Annotated in this window: 12 protein-coding genes; 5 read left to right on the top strand and 7 right to left on the bottom strand. The window is 58.6% G+C overall.

The window, feature by feature from the left end; genetic code table 11:
• Positions 1-64 precede the first annotated feature (64 nt).
• Positions 65-1,141, bottom strand: a complete 1,077-nt coding sequence (gene mtnA / locus Q6A51_RS07000) for an S-methyl-5-thioribose-1-phosphate isomerase (RefSeq protein WP_201017227.1) — start codon at positions 1,139-1,141, stop codon at positions 65-67.
• Positions 1,142-1,264: 123 nt separating this feature from the next.
• Between mtnA and Q6A51_RS06995 the strand changes: the two genes are divergently transcribed.
• The 5 genes from Q6A51_RS06995 to Q6A51_RS06975 all read left to right on the top strand — a co-directional run bounded on the left by Q6A51_RS06995 (position 1,265) and on the right by Q6A51_RS06975 (position 5,959).
• Positions 1,265-2,593: a TRZ/ATZ family hydrolase gene (locus Q6A51_RS06995; protein ID WP_304574417.1), complete on the top strand. Its 1,329-nt coding sequence runs from the start codon at positions 1,265-1,267 to the stop codon at positions 2,591-2,593.
• 71 nt (positions 2,594-2,664) lie between these two features.
• Positions 2,665-3,363: a bifunctional 2-polyprenyl-6-hydroxyphenol methylase/3-demethylubiquinol 3-O-methyltransferase UbiG gene (ubiG, locus tag Q6A51_RS06990; protein WP_200999935.1), complete on the top strand. Its 699-nt coding sequence runs from the start codon at positions 2,665-2,667 to the stop codon at positions 3,361-3,363.
• Positions 3,364-3,366: 3 nt separating this feature from the next.
• Positions 3,367-4,038, top strand: coding sequence for an N-acetylmuramic acid 6-phosphate phosphatase MupP (mupP, locus tag Q6A51_RS06985; protein ID WP_200999936.1), 672 nt, complete (start codon positions 3,367-3,369; stop codon positions 4,036-4,038).
• Between the two features lie 39 nt (positions 4,039-4,077).
• Positions 4,078-4,818 carry a YciK family oxidoreductase gene (locus tag Q6A51_RS06980; RefSeq protein ID WP_200999937.1) on the top strand — a complete coding sequence of 247 codons (741 nt, stop codon included), beginning with the start codon at positions 4,078-4,080 and terminating at the stop codon, positions 4,816-4,818.
• 214 nt (positions 4,819-5,032) lie between these two features.
• Positions 5,033-5,959 (top strand): GGDEF domain-containing protein, encoded by a 927-nt coding sequence (locus tag Q6A51_RS06975; protein ID WP_304574416.1) that lies wholly within the window; start codon positions 5,033-5,035, stop codon positions 5,957-5,959.
• Positions 5,960-6,017: 58 nt separating this feature from the next.
• On the opposite strand, the gene Q6A51_RS06970 is transcribed toward Q6A51_RS06975, so the two are convergent.
• The 6 genes from Q6A51_RS06970 to trhO form a co-directional block, all read right to left on the bottom strand.
• Complete coding sequence (locus Q6A51_RS06970) at positions 6,018-7,637, bottom strand: methyl-accepting chemotaxis protein (RefSeq protein ID WP_304574415.1); 1,620 nt, start codon at positions 7,635-7,637, stop codon at positions 6,018-6,020.
• A 404-nt stretch (positions 7,638-8,041) separates the two neighbouring features.
• The gene (locus tag Q6A51_RS06965; RefSeq protein WP_201017230.1) at positions 8,042-8,827 is read right to left on the bottom strand and encodes a TenA family transcriptional regulator; all 786 of its coding nucleotides are present in this window, start codon (positions 8,825-8,827) and stop codon (positions 8,042-8,044) included.
• The gene (locus Q6A51_RS06960) at positions 8,824-11,322 is read right to left on the bottom strand and encodes an EAL domain-containing protein (RefSeq protein WP_304574414.1); all 2,499 of its coding nucleotides are present in this window, start codon (positions 11,320-11,322) and stop codon (positions 8,824-8,826) included. Before Q6A51_RS06960 ends, Q6A51_RS06965 begins: the two co-directional genes overlap by 4 nt.
• Positions 11,323-11,464: 142 nt before the next feature.
• Complete coding sequence (locus tag Q6A51_RS06955; RefSeq protein ID WP_405046131.1) at positions 11,465-13,282, bottom strand: ABC transporter ATP-binding protein; 1,818 nt, start codon at positions 13,280-13,282, stop codon at positions 11,465-11,467.
• The gene (locus Q6A51_RS06950; RefSeq protein ID WP_200999942.1) at positions 13,275-13,907 is read right to left on the bottom strand and encodes a DsbA family protein; all 633 of its coding nucleotides are present in this window, start codon (positions 13,905-13,907) and stop codon (positions 13,275-13,277) included. Before Q6A51_RS06950 ends, Q6A51_RS06955 begins: the two co-directional genes overlap by 8 nt.
• A gap of 3 nt (positions 13,908-13,910) precedes the next feature.
• Positions 13,911-14,849 (bottom strand): oxygen-dependent tRNA uridine(34) hydroxylase TrhO, encoded by a 939-nt coding sequence (gene trhO, locus Q6A51_RS06945; protein ID WP_201017515.1) that lies wholly within the window; start codon positions 14,847-14,849, stop codon positions 13,911-13,913.
• Between the last annotated feature and the right edge of the window lie 165 nt (positions 14,850-15,014).

Here is a 15,014-nt window from a genome sequence, read left to right as displayed (position 1 = left end):
CTATCCTTTGAAAGCGCTGAAAACAAGCCGCCCCGAACGAGGGAGCGGCCAGACTGCGAAACGATCAATGCAAGTGCTTGCGGCTCATGAGCTGGGCCATCTTGGCGGTATCAGGACGCTCGACGATGCCCTTTTCGGTCACGATGGCGTCGATCAGATCGGCCGGCGTCACATCGAATACCGGATTGAAGGCCTCGACATCAGCCCCCACGCGATGACCGCCCACTTCGAGCAGTTCACGCCCGTCACGCTCTTCAATGACAATGTCTTCGCCGCTGGGCATATCCATATCAATCGTAGAGCTTGGCGCCACGACCATGAAACGCACGCCGTGGTGCATGGCCGCAACGGCCAGCTGATAAGTGCCGATCTTGTTGGCCACATCGCCATTGGCGGTAATGCGGTCGGCACCGACGATGACCCAGGTAATGCCCTTGGTACGCATCAGATGCGCGGCTGCGGAGTCGGCATTGAGGGTGACCGGAATCCCCTCGTTCGCCAATTCCCAGGCCGTCAGACGCGAACCTTGCAGCCAGGGCCGGGTTTCGTCGGCATAAACATGCTCGATCATGCCTTCAAGATGCGCGGCACGGATCACGCCCAGCGCAGTACCAAAGCCGCCCGTCGCCAGGGCGCCCGTATTGCAATGGGTCAGGACTGCCTGCAGGTTGCCCTGATGCTTGCGAATGAGATCCGCCCCCAACTGCGCCATGGTCAGGTTGGCTTCACGGTCGCTCAGATGGATCGCCACGGCTTCGGCTTCCAGAACAGCCAGAGGGTCATCCCCTTCCTTGAGCCGTTGCAGGCGGTCGCGCATCCGGTTCAGCGCCCAGAAAAGATTGACGGCCGTGGGGCGCGAATCCGCGAGCAGCGAGAAGTCTTCCTCCAGCGCTGCCTGCCAGTCACCACCCGCCGCGAACCTCGCACGCGCGCCCAGCACAACGCCATAGGCTGCCGCGATACCGATTGCAGGCGCGCCGCGCACTACCATCGAGCGAATCGCTTCGGCCACTGCCGCAGCACCGTTATAAGCGTGCCAGGTTTCCTCGAACGGCAGCACACGCTGATCCAGGAGATACAGAGTGTCATCTCGCCAATCGATGGCCTTTACCTTCTCCGCAGCCAATAGCCGATCGCGCATTACCACCCACTCCATCTCGAAAATCCAAAGCCCGGAATCAAAAGGGGACGATTATAGCGAGCCGACCGCGAAGGTGCTCGGGTATACTTCGCCATTATTGCAATAAGCTCTGGAAGCCCTGACATGCCGAACGCGACAGCACCGCTCGACCTCCTGCTCCTGCCCAGCTGGCTGGTGCCGGTCGAACCTGCAGGCGTGGTACTCAAGGATCATGGACTCGGCATCCGCGATGGCTGCATCGTTTATATAGGCCCCAGAGCCGAGGCATTGAAACACAACGCCCTGCACGTGCAGGAGTTGCCCGGCATGCTGCTCACGCCAGGGCTGATCAATGCCCACGGCCACGCGGCAATGACCCTTTTCCGCGGTCTGGCCGATGATATGCCGCTGATGACCTGGCTGCAGGACCATATCTGGCCTGCCGAAGGCAAATGGGTCACCGAAGATTTTGTACGCGATGGCACGGACCTGGCCATTGCCGAACAGATCAAGGGCGGCATCACCTGCTTCTCGGACATGTACTTCTACCCCAAGGTTGCCGCAGACCGGGCCCATAGCAGCGGTATCCGCGCCCAGATCACCGTGCCGGTGCTGGACTTCCCGATTCCGGGAGCCAGGACCACCGACGAATCCCTGCACATCGGGGTCGAGCTGTTCAACGACCTGATCCATCACCCGCGCATCAAGATTGCCTTCGGCCCACATGCGCCCTACACCGTCAGCGACGAAAATCTGGAAAAGGTCCGGGTCATCGCGGACGAACTCGATGCCATGATTCAGATGCATGTGCATGAAACAGCCTTCGAGGTCGAGCAATCCCTCGAACAACGCCAGGAACGCCCACTGGCGCGACTGAACCGCCTCGGCATGCTCGGGCCGCGCTTCCAGGCCGTACACATGACGCAAATCAGCGACGACGACCTGGCTTTACTGGTAGAAAGCAACTCCAGCGTACTGCATTGCCCGGAATCCAACCTGAAACTGGCCAGTGGCTTCTGCCCGGTGGAGCGCCTGTGGCAAGCCGGCGTCAACGTTGCGGTGGGGACCGATGGCGCAGCCAGTAACAATGACCTGGACCTGCTCGGCGAAACACGCACTGCGGCCTTGCTGGCCAAGGCTGTCGCGGGCTCGGCAACAGCGCTGGATGCGCATCGGGCATTGCGCATGGCGACCCTGAACGGCGCACGCGCCCTGGGCATCCAGGCCGAGACGGGCTCGCTGGAAATCGGCAAGGCGGCCGATATCGTCGCGTTCGATCTTTCCAGGCTGGAGCAGCAACCGATCTATGATCCAGTGTCACAGCTTATATACGCCACCGGCCGCGACTGCGTGAGCCATGTCTGGGTGGCCGGCAAGCAATTGCTCGACAATCGCCGCCTGACACGAATGGACGAATCGGCGCTACGCGAGACCGCGATTGCCTGGAGCAAACGCATTGGCGGCGCAAACTGAATACATGAAGGCCTGGCCTGTCTGATCGCCGGGCCTCTGAAAACGAATTTCAAGTTCAAGAGGTAACCCCCATGAGCAACGTCGACCGCGCAGAAATCGCCAAATTCGAGGCACTGGCACATCGTTGGTGGGATCGTGAAAGCGAATTCAAGCCGCTGCACGATATCAATCCGCTTCGGGTCAACTGGATCGACGAACGAGTCAATCTGGCGGGCAAGAAAGTGCTCGACGTCGGTTGTGGCGGCGGCATTCTCAGCGAGGCCATGGCCCAGCGCGGTGCTACCGTGACCGGCATCGACATGGGCGAAGCCCCATTGGCCGTGGCCCAGTTGCATCAGCTCGAATCCGGCGTGAACGTCGAGTACCGCCAGATCACCGCCGAAGACCTGGCCGAAGAAATGCCCGAGCAGTTCGATGTGGTGACCTGCCTGGAAATGCTGGAGCACGTACCGGACCCTTCTTCCGTGATCCGCGCCTGCTATCGCATGGTCAAGCCCGGCGGCCAGGTGTTCTTCTCCACCATCAACCGCAACCCCAAGGCTTACCTGTTCGCGATTGTCGGCGCCGAATACATCATGGGCCTGCTGCCACGCGGCACACATGACTTCAAGAAATTCATCCGCCCGTCGGAGCTGGGTGCCTGGAGCCGCGATGCCGGCCTGCAGGTCAAGGACATCATCGGCCTGACCTACAACCCGCTGACCAAGCACTACAAGCTGGCCTCGGATGTAGACGTCAACTACATGATCCAGACACTGCGGGAGGCATAAGGCATGCGCTTGAGAGCGGTTCTATTCGACATGGACGGCACATTGCTCGACACCGCACCGGACTTCATCGCCATTTCCCAGGCGATGCTGGCCGATCGTGGCCTGCCAGCAGTCCCGGACAAGCTGATTCGCGATGAAATCTCGGGCGGCGCCAAGGCCATGGTCGCGGCAACCTTTGCCATGTCCCCGCAGGATCCGGCCTTCGAGGCCCTGCGCCTTGAGTTTCTGGAGCGCTACCAACGTGATTGCGCGGTCCACAGCCGACTCTTCGACGGCATGGCAGAACTGCTGGCCGACATTGAAAAGGCCGGCCTGATCTGGGGTGTTGTAACCAACAAGCCCGTGCGTTTCGCCCAACCGATCATGGAACAGCTCGACCTGGCCCAACGCTCGGCGCTGCTGATCTGCCCCGACCATGTGACCTACAGCAAACCTCACCCGGAGCCACTGATCCTGGCTTGCAGCCAGCTTGATCTGGACCCGGCCAGCGTGCTGTTCGTGGGCGATGATCTGCGCGACATCGAGTCCGGTCGCGATGCCGGTACCCGGACTGCCGCTGTGCGTTACGGCTATATCCACCCCAACGACAACCCCGATCACTGGGGCGCCGATGTGGTTGTGGATCATCCACTGGACCTGCGCAAGGTTCTGGATAACGCGCTGTGCAGTTGCTGACAGCGGCTTGAGCCTTATTTACAGCTACAGAGGTTTCTCATGTTCGATTACTCCGCTCGCCCTGAACTGCTCAAGGACCGGGTAATTCTGGTCACCGGCGCGGGTCGCGGCATTGGCGCAGCGGCAGCAAAGACCTATGCAGCCCATGGCGCTACGGTTTTACTGCTGGGCAAGACCGAAGCCAACCTGACTCAGGTGTATGACGAGATAGAAGCAGCAGGCCATCCTCAGCCTGTGGTCATTCCGTTCAATCTGGAAACCGCCCTGCCCCATCAATACGATGAACTGGCGGCGATGATCGAAACCGAATTCGGCCATCTCGACGGCCTGCTGCACAATGCCTCGATCATCGGCCCGCGCACGCCCGTGGAGCAGTTGTCCGGCGAAAACTTCATGCGCGTCATGCACATCAACGTCAATGCGATGTTCATGCTTACCAGCACCTTGCTGCCACTGCTCAAACTGTCCAGCGATGCTTCGGTGGTATTCACCTCCAGCAGCGTCGGTCGCAAGGGACGCGCCTATTGGGGTGCCTATGGTGTGTCGAAGTTCGCCACCGAAGGCCTGATGCAGACTCTGGCCGACGAACTGGATACCGTCGCGCCGGTCCGCGCCAACAGCATCAACCCCGGAGCAACCCGCACCAGCATGCGTGCGCAGGCCTATCCAGGGGAAAACCCCATGGACAACCCGACACCCGAGGAAATCATGCCGGTCTATCTGTACCTGATGGGTCCAGACAGCACAGGCATCAACGGCCAGGCATTCAACGCGCAATAAAGCCCAGCGCCAAAGAAGCCTGCCTTGGCGGAAATCCGTCACGGCAGGCTTTTTCATGAAGGCGCCAAGTCAAAAAATCGTCAATTCTTTTTCAAAACCTCTTCAAGCTCTTAAATAAACAATAAAATTCAACACGTTATAAACATACCAACAACATGGCACGACTTTCGCTCTAGCCCTCACAAGCCAGCAACGATGTGATAGGAGTGAAGCCATGAGTTCTCCGACCGGCCCCCAGGCAATTGATTTCGATACTGCAAAATTGCAAAGGCAGGGCTTTCGCAATCGACCAGCGGCTTCTCTTCCTCCTGTAGACCTGCCCAGACTCACCCAGCAACTGAGCCTGCAATTACAAAGCAGCCTGGAAGCGGAAAAAATTCTCGGCATGTTCTTCCGTGGGGTTCAGCGTCTTGTGCCGCTATCCGCACTGATCTATGAACACCCCCGCAGCGACCTGCATATGCAACTGGGCGAAGACGCAGAGCACAAGGCTCATTACACGCTGCGTCACAAGAACGAATGCCTGGGCTATCTGGTGTTCCAGCGCTCCAACGCCTTCAGCGAACAGGAACTGAGCGAACTTGAATCACTCATGACCTGCCTGCTCTACCCCATGAAAAATGCCCTGCTTTATCGTATCGCCATGCAAAGCGCGCTACGCGACCCATTGACCAACACCGGCAACCGGATCGCGATGGACCAGAACCTGCTGCGGGAAACCGAAGTGTCGCATCGCAACAAGCAGCCGCTTTCACTGCTGATGCTGGATATCGACCACTTCAAGAACGTCAACGATAACTACGGCCACAAGACCGGCGACGAAGTGCTTCGCATCATCGCCCATACGCTCAAGGCTCAGTTGCGCAACATAGACCGGGTGTTCAGGTATGGCGGAGAGGAATTTGTGATCGTGCTTGCCAACACCGATCGCGATTGTGCGGCAATGGTCGGTGAGCGTCTGCGCCAGGCCGTGCTGGAACTGGAGTTCCACGAGTGCAATACCGCACTCAACATCACCATAAGCCTGGGCTGCTCGACCTTGCTGCCCGCAGAGTCCGCCGACAGCCTGCTGCGCCGCGCCGACAACGCCCTGTATGTCGCCAAGCGCGAAGGCCGTAATCGCCTGACAATGGCAGGCTGATTGCCGATGCATGAGCGCCCCCTCGAAACGAAGGGGGCACAAGGGCAAGTGCAACAGGTTATGCACTCAAACGTGAGATTACGTCATCAAGGCCTGCTGAAAGACCGCGCAAGTCATGACTGGCACTTTGAGTACGTTTGACGTTGTCCTGATTGGTTACGGCGATAGCGGTAATTTCAGTCAGGTTACGCGAGATATCTTCTGCCACTGACGTCTGCTCCTCGGCAGCAGTGGCGATCTGGCGGTTCATGTCACGGATGTTTTCCACTGCCACAGTGATGCGCTGCAAGGTTGCACCGGCATGAGTGACCTGCTCGACACTCTCCTCACTACGGGCCTGACCGCCCTGAATGGCCAGCACCGCATCGGTAGCGCCGGTCTGCACCGAACTGATGATCTGATTGATCTCGGCCGTGGACACAGCGGTACGTTGCGCCAGGGTACGCACTTCGTCGGCCACCACCGCAAAACCACGTCCGGCATCTCCGGCACGCGCGGCTTCGATGGCCGCATTGAGCGCCAGCAGGTTGGTCTGCTCGGCGATGCCACGAATCACTTCCAGCACCTTGCCGATTCGACCGCTGTCTGTTTCCAGGCGCTGAATGACATTGGCGGTGGAGGAAATTTCATTGCGCATGCGGGTTATGGTGGCAATGGTCGACTGCATGACCTTCTCGCCATCCTGCGCGCTGTGATCGGCGTCATCCGCCGCACGCGCCGCGTCCGCAGCATGCCTGGCGACTTCCTGAGCCGTTGCCGACATTTCAGTCATGGCTGTGGCAACCTGATCGGTACGCTCAAATTGCTCATGAGTGCCTTGAGCCATCAGCGCAGCAATGGCATTCAATTCCCCGCCAGCAGCGTCCAGTTCAGTGGTGCTGCGCTTCAGGCGATTGAAGGTGTCGGCCAGAAAATCGCGCAAGGTATTGGCGGCCACAGCCAAACGACCCAGTTCGTCCTGGCGCACCACCTCGACACGCGCACCAAACTTGCCTTCGCTCAACTGAGCCACATACTCGATCAGCATGCGAATCGGCGCGACCAGGTTGCGATTGACCATCCACAGCGCCAGCAATCCGACCAGCAGAGCAGAGGCCAGCATTACCGTAGCACCAACCAATATGGTCTGGTCAGCCTCTTTGCTGATCGCAACCGACTGGGCATCACTGGATTTGTGCAGTTGATCCACCAGACTGGCCATCTGCTCGCTGGTCGGGCGATCCACGCCCTTGACCGCGGCATCGCCGATCGAAGCATCACCACCAGCAGCCACGAATGCATCACGCCCCGTGCGGTAGGAAGCGCCCAGGGTTCGATGCTCCTGCTGCAGCCTCTGAACCTGATTTTTCAGCGCAGCGTCCGTACCTTTCATATCAACGAGCTGGCCCAGCGTGCCCTGCACCTTGCGCTCCTGCTCTTCAAACTGAGCCCAGAACTTGTCTCGCTCCGCAGGAGTCTTGCCACGCAGCAGTACGTTTTTCCACTCCTGAACCTGGACCTTGAACTGAAGGTTGGCTTCGTCGACCAGTTGTGAAGCACGGATCGGGCCTTCAAGCAGGCTGCGATAGGACTGCACGTTATCGGAAAGGAAATTGAAACAAGCCAGCGCGATGACCAGCACCAGCGCAAGGCTGCCGCCGAGCAAGCCAAGAATTTGGAGCCTCAGGGATTTGGACATGATGATGATCTCTGGAGAACACGGATCTGCGAAGGTGTGCAGATAGATGGCAGGCCACATCCCTGTACAACCGTTTTCAATCCGGTGTGTATGCCCTATGAGATCCCCATCGGCGTAAGCCGGTCTTTCTTTAAAAAGAGCGACGACTGGAAGGGAGCGGTGAAAAACGTCAAAAACCAACCGCCGAAAAGCCGCCGATGTGAACTGTCGCGGCCAAGGCCCCTCCCGCAAGTGACTGCCAATCAGTCAAAAATCATAAATCACTTTGTGGGAGGCAGCTTGCTGGCGACTTCATGTACAGACGCAGAATATCTGCCGGTTTTCAAGGTCTTTTCGCCAGCAAGCTGCCTCCCACAAGTTTTGTTTGGGCCTTAACTGATCGGCATTACTCCTGCCGAGAGGTATCAGGCCTCAACCGCCGTGGCACGTTCCCGCGCTGGCTTGGCCTTTTCTAGCTGCAGGCAGCTCTCAAGAAACAGGTACATGTAGTCATAGCTCTTGATGGTCGCCTGGCGCAATTCCGTCTGGAGTTGCACACTGGGGTTGTTGCCCGCCAGGGTGCAGATGATCTCCAGCGCCTCCCATGGGTGCGCATCATCATACTGAGCGTGCATTTTGAGCCATTTCATGGCGCGTTTTCGGGTTTCTGCCGGGAAACCCTCGGCATATACGTCCGTGGAGCAGACGATGGCCGCCCACTCCCCTGTAGCGCCTTCGATTGCATAGTTCGTCGCGGCCATGGCTACGGCCAGAGAGTCCGAGGAGCTGGTCTGCCAGCACCAGTGACTCAATGCATGCAGCTCGGGTGCCACGCGCTGGGCGTGCAGGTCGTCGAGGCTCACGCCATGGGCATCAGACCAGTTCACCCAGTAGTCGGCATGATTGAGTTCGACGCGGATATTGCGCATCAGCCAGCGACGCGCCATGTCTTCGCCAGGATGACGGCCGAAACGGGTTTTGGTCAGGTTCTTGGCCATATAGACGGCGAACTGCTCGACCACCGGCCATCCGCCAATCAGGTAATGACGCATGACCTGAGGGCTCAGACGCCCGTCGCGCATTCTCTGATAAAGCTCATGCTCGACCACTCGGGTCTTGGCAGCACTGCAATCCTTGATTAACTGTTGCGCCCATGCCGGATAACTGCTGGCTTCCATGAGCGGACCGGTTCTATTGAAAGTGTCGATCACTGTGCGGCTCCCTTTTTTGTTGGTTGTACCGAGTTGGCTTGATGCCCCTGCGCATCGGCCACTGAAGAGGCCGGGCGTGCAGGCTGGGTGTACAGACTTTCACACGTCAACAGCTCTGGACGAGCTATCAGATACCCCTGTGCAAAATCCACACCTATTTCCTGCAGAGCTGCCTCAATCTGCGGGGTTTCAACAAACTCGGCAATTGTTTTTTTGCCCATTACATGACCGATATGATTGATGACATCGACCATGGCACGGTTGATCGGATTGTCGAGCATATCCTTTACAAAACTACCATCGATCTTCAGAAAATCGACGGGCAGATGTTTCAGATAGGCAAAGGAGGACATGCCGGCGCAAAAGTCATCGAGAGAGAACAGGCAACCCAACGATTTAAGTTCATTCATGAAGCGGATGGCACTTCCCAGATCAGCAATTGCGCTGGTTTCGGTCACCTCGAAACAGATCATGCTCGGCGAAACACCGTAAGTCCTGAACTGAAGCTTGAGGTAATCCAGAAATGCTTCATCGCCAATACTGGAGCCGGACAGATTAATGGCACAGAGCGCCTGTGGCATCTGATGCCTTGGGTCGTTCATGCATTGCGCAATGACCCTGAATACATTCTGCACAACCCAGCGATCAAGCGTGGTCATCAGCCCATACCGCTCGGCAGCCGGGATGAAACTGTCCGGCGAAACCATTCGCCCCGACTCGTCCCGCAGCCGCAACAGGATCTCGATATGCCGAAGCCCGTCGTCAGGCTGGCGGAGCGAGGCAATTTCCTGGGTGTACAGGCAAAAACGGTTTTCATCCAGGGCCATGTGCAGACGCTGGATCCAGGCCATTTCGCCGGAGCGCATTGAAAGTTCGGAATCGTCGGGGTGATAGACCTGAACCCGGTTGCGGCCCTTTTCCTTGGCCATGTAGCACGCCATGTCCGCCGCTCGAAGCGAGGCTTCCAGGGTGGTCGGAGCATCACCTATATGCACCAGTCCAATACTGACAGTCGTCACGAATGGCCGCCCTTTCCAGACGAAGTGCATGTTCTGCACCATCAGGCGCAGGTTCTCGGAGATTTCCAGTGCCGTGTGTGGCGCACAATTGCGCAGCAGGATGCCAAACTCATCGCCCCCCAAACGAGCAAGGGTGTCACCGTCACGGATGCCCTGAGGCAGCATGCGACAAAGGTGCCTGAGCAATTCATCCCCTGCGGCATGACCATTGGTGTCATTGACCAGTTTGAACTGATCCAGATCCAGAAACATCAGGCAGTGGCTTTGCCCCTCGGACTCAGAATGGCTGAGCATCTGTTCCAGGCGATACTCGAACTCACTGCGGTTGACCAGCCCGGTCAGCGCATCATGCGCAGCCTGCCATGAAAGATTGGCAATGTGCTGGCGCTCCTGGGTCATGTCATGCAATACCAGAACCGCTCCACTGATCTCACCGTCGCTGTAGATCGGCGAACCGACCAGTGCGACCAGCACCGTGCTGCCATCCAGACGCTGGATCAGCTTGCAGTTCACCCCGCCGCCCTTGAGCCTGCCGCTGAGGATGTGCTCCATCAGCGTCGAACTGTCCTTGTGATCATTTTCATCGAGCAGATTGAACAGCGCAGCCAGCGGCAGCCCGATGGCCTGACTGTTTCTCCAGTGCGTCAGGCCTTCGGCGGCAGGGTTCATGTAAACGATGAAGCCTTTGACGTCAGTGGTAATGACCCCGTCGCCAATCGATTGCAGAGTGATCTGCGCCCGGTCCTTTTCCAGTTGCAGCGCATGGGCAAAGACATGGCGCTGTGCAAGCAGTTTGTGTACACGCAGCAGCGCCAGAAGGATCAGCACCAGCGCGGTGACCAGATTGATGATGACCAGTAACCAGAGAATGAATCTCGAACCTTCCCCCAGAGCATCGCTGAAAGCCTTGGCAACGGGAGTGACCGCCTCATTGATCGCATTGATCCGGGCGTGCCATTGCAGGGCGTCCTCGGGGCTTGCCGAGCCTTGGGCGACTCTGCCACGGATAGTGCGGGCCAGGTCATCGAGTCGGGCAAGATAATCATCGCCCATGGTCCACCAGCGAATGGCCTTTTCCATATAGCTGAAATCGTGGAAGTTCAGGTACAGCCAGATGATGCCGCCCACATCATCCGGGTGATTACCGCCCTGAAGAATGGCCTTTCTCGCATCCGCCAATGAGGGTTCAGGCTGATTCAGCGCTTCGCGCAGGGCATGACCGCCTTGCGGGATGGCAATAGCCTGCTGGTACTTCAGATAGTCGCGCTCATCATGACTGTCGACATAAAGCCCCAGATAATGAATGGCATCCTTCTGGCCTTTGGACCAGAGACTTTCGCCCACGACATAGCTACGCACTGCAGACAAGGTGTACAGGCTCACGCATCCAAGCAGCGCCTGAAAAAGCGCGACGGCAACGAAAGGCCATACAATGCCCAGTAGACGGGGCTTCGAGAGAGACCGCGGCTGCTTCATGGGTTCACTTCACCACATGACTGATTGAATGTCCTGCCCTGAGACTAGGCCAAATCCATCAATCGGGACGAGTGATTTTCCCGGATTTTATACAAGGTGCAACATTGCGCACAAAGCAGGCGTGTCATTCGCGCTGGAGCGATCAGATCTGCTGCAGGTGGCCGTATAGTTTGGCGTAAAGGCCGCCCTCTGCAATCAGTTGCTGGTGATCGCCATCTTCGGCGATACGGCCACCGTCGAATACCAGCACCCGATCAGCCTGTTTAACCGCTGACAGGCGGTGAGCAATGATCAAGGTCGTGCGGCTGCGCAGGAAGCGCGCCAAAGCCTTGTGCAGGTTGTATTCGGTGGCGGCATCCAGCGCCGAAGTCGCCTCGTCCAGGATGACGACTTTCGGATCGGACAGAACCATTCGCGCAATCGCCAGCCGCTGCCGCTGCCCACCGGACAAACGCACCCCGGAACGCCCCACGATGCTGTCCAGGCCTTCGGGCAACAGGCGAATGGCCGACTCAAGCTGAGCGACCTCAAGCGCCGCCCAGCAAGCCTCATCCGTACAATCGCGCCCCATGGTCAGGTTGGCGCGTACGGTATCGTTGAACAACGCCGGATGTTGCAGCACCACCGCAACATGTTCGCGCACCCGCTCCAGACCGATCTCCTGCTGGGTGGAGCCGCCAAAACGGATAGTCCCGGTCTGCGCGCTGTACAAGCCCAGCAACAACTGCACCAGGGTACTTTTGCCGCCACCACTGGCGCCGACTATCGCCACCTTCTCTCCGGGCGCAATCGACAGATCCAGCCGGTCCAGCACCAGATCCTCGCCATAGCCGAAACTCAGGCCTCGCACCTCGATGCCCACGGTTTCCCGGCCCTTGAAGGGGTCGACGACACCGGGATATTGCGGCTCGTCATCACGGGCCAGCAGTTCATTGATCCGGGTCAGCGCCCCACCGGCCGCGTAATAGGCGTATTGCAGGTTCAGCAGTTGCTCCACCGGCGCGATCATGAACCACAGATAGCTGAATACCGCGAGCATCTGGCCAATGGAAAGATCCGAGAACAGCACGGTCAGCATCGCGGCAGCACGGAAAATATCGATACCGAACTGGAACAGCAGGCCGCTGGCCCGGCCGGAAGCATCGCTTTTCCATTGCGAATTCACTGCGTAATCGCGCACTTCCCGAGCGCGCAGCCCAAGGCGCCCCAGGAAAAAGCCCTGCCGATTGCCAGCACGCACTTCCTGAATGGCATCAAGGGTTTCACTCAGGGCCTGGGTAAAACGCGAAGTGCTGTCGTTCTCCAGCTTTTTCAGATGCTTGACCCGCTTGCCCAGCTTCACCGTGGCAAAGATCACCAGTGGGTTGAACAGCATGATCAGCAACGCGAGCTTCCAGTGCATCCACATCAGAATGCCGGCCGTACCCGCCAGGGTCAGGGTTGCCACCAGAAAGCGACTGAGGGTTTCGCCGACGAACTTGTCCAGCGTATCCAGATCGGTGACCAGATGCGTCGTCACCATGCCGCTGCCAAGGCTTTCATACTCGCGCAGGGAAATACGCTTGAGGCGTTCGATCAGGCGCAGGCGAATGCGGTAGACGATATCCTTGGCCAGACGAGCGAACAGGCGCGCCTGGAGGACATTGAACAGCAAAGCCCCCGCCCGCAGAACCAGAGTCAGCACCAGCATCAGGCCGATATAGCCCACCGCCTTCTGCAGGCCTTCGGGCAAGGCATGGTCCATGATTCTCAGTGCCGCGTCGCCACGCCCCAACAGCACTTCATCCACCAACAGCGGCAGCAGCAACGGAATCGGCACACTGCACAGCGTCGCCAGCACAGCCACGCCGTTGGCGATCCAGAGGGCTTTTTTATGACGTAATGCCAGCCGCCGGATCTCGGCCCAACTCAAGCTGTCGCTGCGGGGCTCTGGCTGCTTGGGAGAAGGCTCGTCACGCACTGGCGGCACGCTCCAGCCATCGCCCAAGCAATGGCGCCAGCTCGTTCAAGGGTTGGTAACCATTGGTCAGCAACGCGAATTGACCGTTGTGCTCGGCGAGCAGGGTCGGGAAACCGGCAATACCCAGACCCTGCACCCAGGCGAAGTCGGCAGCCGTGGCCGCTCGCTGTTCAGCGCTGTCGAAAGCATCCGCAAACGACTGACGGGCAAGCCCCGCCTGCTCGGCCAGCTCGACCAGCAACGGGGCATAAGTGACATCACGCCCCTGGGTGTAGAACGCCAGCTGAATCAACTTGACCAGCTCCCACGCTGCTTGCGGGTCAAGGCTGCGGGCCGCGCACACCGCCCGACAGGCGGGTGTGGTGTCATAGACGAAACCGTCCGGCAAGGCACCCTCGAAACGAAATGGCTGCCCTGTGGTTTTCCCCACGCTTTCCCAGTGTTCAAGAATGTAACGCCGCGTCGACGAGTCCAGCGCCGCCGTGCCAGAGCGCAAACCGCCCATGACCAGATGCAGCGGAACGCCCACCGCCCGAGCCTGTTGTACCAGTGCATCGGCAACCGGAGTGAACCCCCAGCACCACGAGCACATCGGGTCCATTACATAGATCAGGCGGGAGGACATGGCTCAGGCCTCGGATTGCAGACGGTAGTTATGACCAATCGGGTGCGGTTGGTTACGGGCTTTGGCCAGCTCGATCTGCTTTTGCCGATCAATGGCGCTGCGACGGGTCTTCTCGCTCAGGGTGTCCCAGCAATGCGGGCAACTGATGCCAGCAGAATAATGCTCGCTGGCGCGGTCTTCGGCACTGATCGGTGTGCGGCAGGCATGACATTGATCGTAGTCGCCTTCGCTCAGGTCGTGACGCACCGTGACACGGTTATCGAACACGAAGCATTCGCCACGCCACTGGCTTTCTTCCTGGGGCACTTCTTCGAGGTATTTGAGAATCCCGCCCTTGAGGTGATAAACCTCCTCGAAGCCCTCGCCCAACATGTAGCTCGACGCCTTTTCGCAACGAATGCCACCGGTGCAGAACATCGCGACCTTCTTGTGGACGGCCGGATCGAAGTGTTCCTTGATGTATTCTGGAAACTCGCGGAAGGATGTGGTCTTGGGGTCGATAGCGCCTTCAAAGGTGCCAATGGACACTTCGTAGTCGTTACGGGTATCGATCAGCAGCACTTCAGGATCGGTGATCAGGGCGTTCCAGTCCTTGGGCTCGACATAAGTGCCGACGCTCTTGTTGGGGTCCACGCCTTCGACGCCCAGGGTGACGATCTCTTTCTTGAGCTTGACCTTGGTGCGGTAGAACGGCTGCTCGTCGCAGAACGATTCCTTGTGATCGATATCGACCATGCGCGGATCGTTTCTCAGCCAGGCCAGCAGGCCGTCGATGCCTTCACGGCTACCGGAAACCGTACCGTTGATGCCCTCCTCGGCGATCAACAGAGTGCCCTTGATGCCATTGGCAATCATGGCCTGCAACAGAGGCTCACGCAGGGCGACGTAATCGCTGAGGGTCACGAATTTGTATAGCGCAGCCACGACGATCGGCTGAGTCATCGGCTCTTGAGTCATGTATCTCTCCTGGTGGTGACCCTCGTAAAGGGCCTACCGGGCAAAAAAAATCCAAACGAAAAACGCACCGGCCATGCGGCGCGGTGCGGATTCTAGCAAAACAGGTGTCAGGCAGGTATCAGGATATTGCTACGGACCGAACCCCGAGGC

Origin of the sequence: Pseudomonas serbiensis (assembly GCF_030580745.1) — a bacterium.
Lineage (GTDB): Bacteria > Pseudomonadota > Gammaproteobacteria > Pseudomonadales > Pseudomonadaceae > Aquipseudomonas > Aquipseudomonas serbiensis.
The sequence above is the reverse complement of the archived record's forward strand: the minus strand, read 5'-3'. Positions and strand labels throughout refer to the sequence as shown.

What these genes read in the sequence shown, in the direction of transcription:
- mtnA (WP_201017227.1), bottom strand. Translation starts at nt 1,141, where the DNA reads ATGCGCGATCGGCTATTGGCTGCGGAGAAGGTAAAGGCCATCGATTGG.
- Q6A51_RS06995 (WP_304574417.1), top strand. Translation starts at nt 1,265, where the DNA reads ATGCCGAACGCGACAGCACCGCTCGACCTCCTGCTCCTGCCCAGCTGG.
- ubiG (WP_200999935.1), top strand. Translation starts at nt 2,665, where the DNA reads ATGAGCAACGTCGACCGCGCAGAAATCGCCAAATTCGAGGCACTGGCA.
- mupP (WP_200999936.1), top strand. Translation starts at nt 3,367, where the DNA reads ATGCGCTTGAGAGCGGTTCTATTCGACATGGACGGCACATTGCTCGAC.
- Q6A51_RS06980 (WP_200999937.1), top strand. Translation starts at nt 4,078, where the DNA reads ATGTTCGATTACTCCGCTCGCCCTGAACTGCTCAAGGACCGGGTAATT.
- Q6A51_RS06975 (WP_304574416.1), top strand. Translation starts at nt 5,033, where the DNA reads ATGAGTTCTCCGACCGGCCCCCAGGCAATTGATTTCGATACTGCAAAA.
- Q6A51_RS06970 (WP_304574415.1), bottom strand. Translation starts at nt 7,637, where the DNA reads ATGTCCAAATCCCTGAGGCTCCAAATTCTTGGCTTGCTCGGCGGCAGC.
- Q6A51_RS06960 (WP_304574414.1), bottom strand. Translation starts at nt 11,322, where the DNA reads ATGAAGCAGCCGCGGTCTCTCTCGAAGCCCCGTCTACTGGGCATTGTA.
- Q6A51_RS06950 (WP_200999942.1), bottom strand. Translation starts at nt 13,907, where the DNA reads ATGTCCTCCCGCCTGATCTATGTAATGGACCCGATGTGCTCGTGGTGC.
- trhO (WP_201017515.1), bottom strand. Translation starts at nt 14,849, where the DNA reads ATGACTCAGCCGATCGTCGTGGCTGCGCTATACAAATTCGTGACCCTC.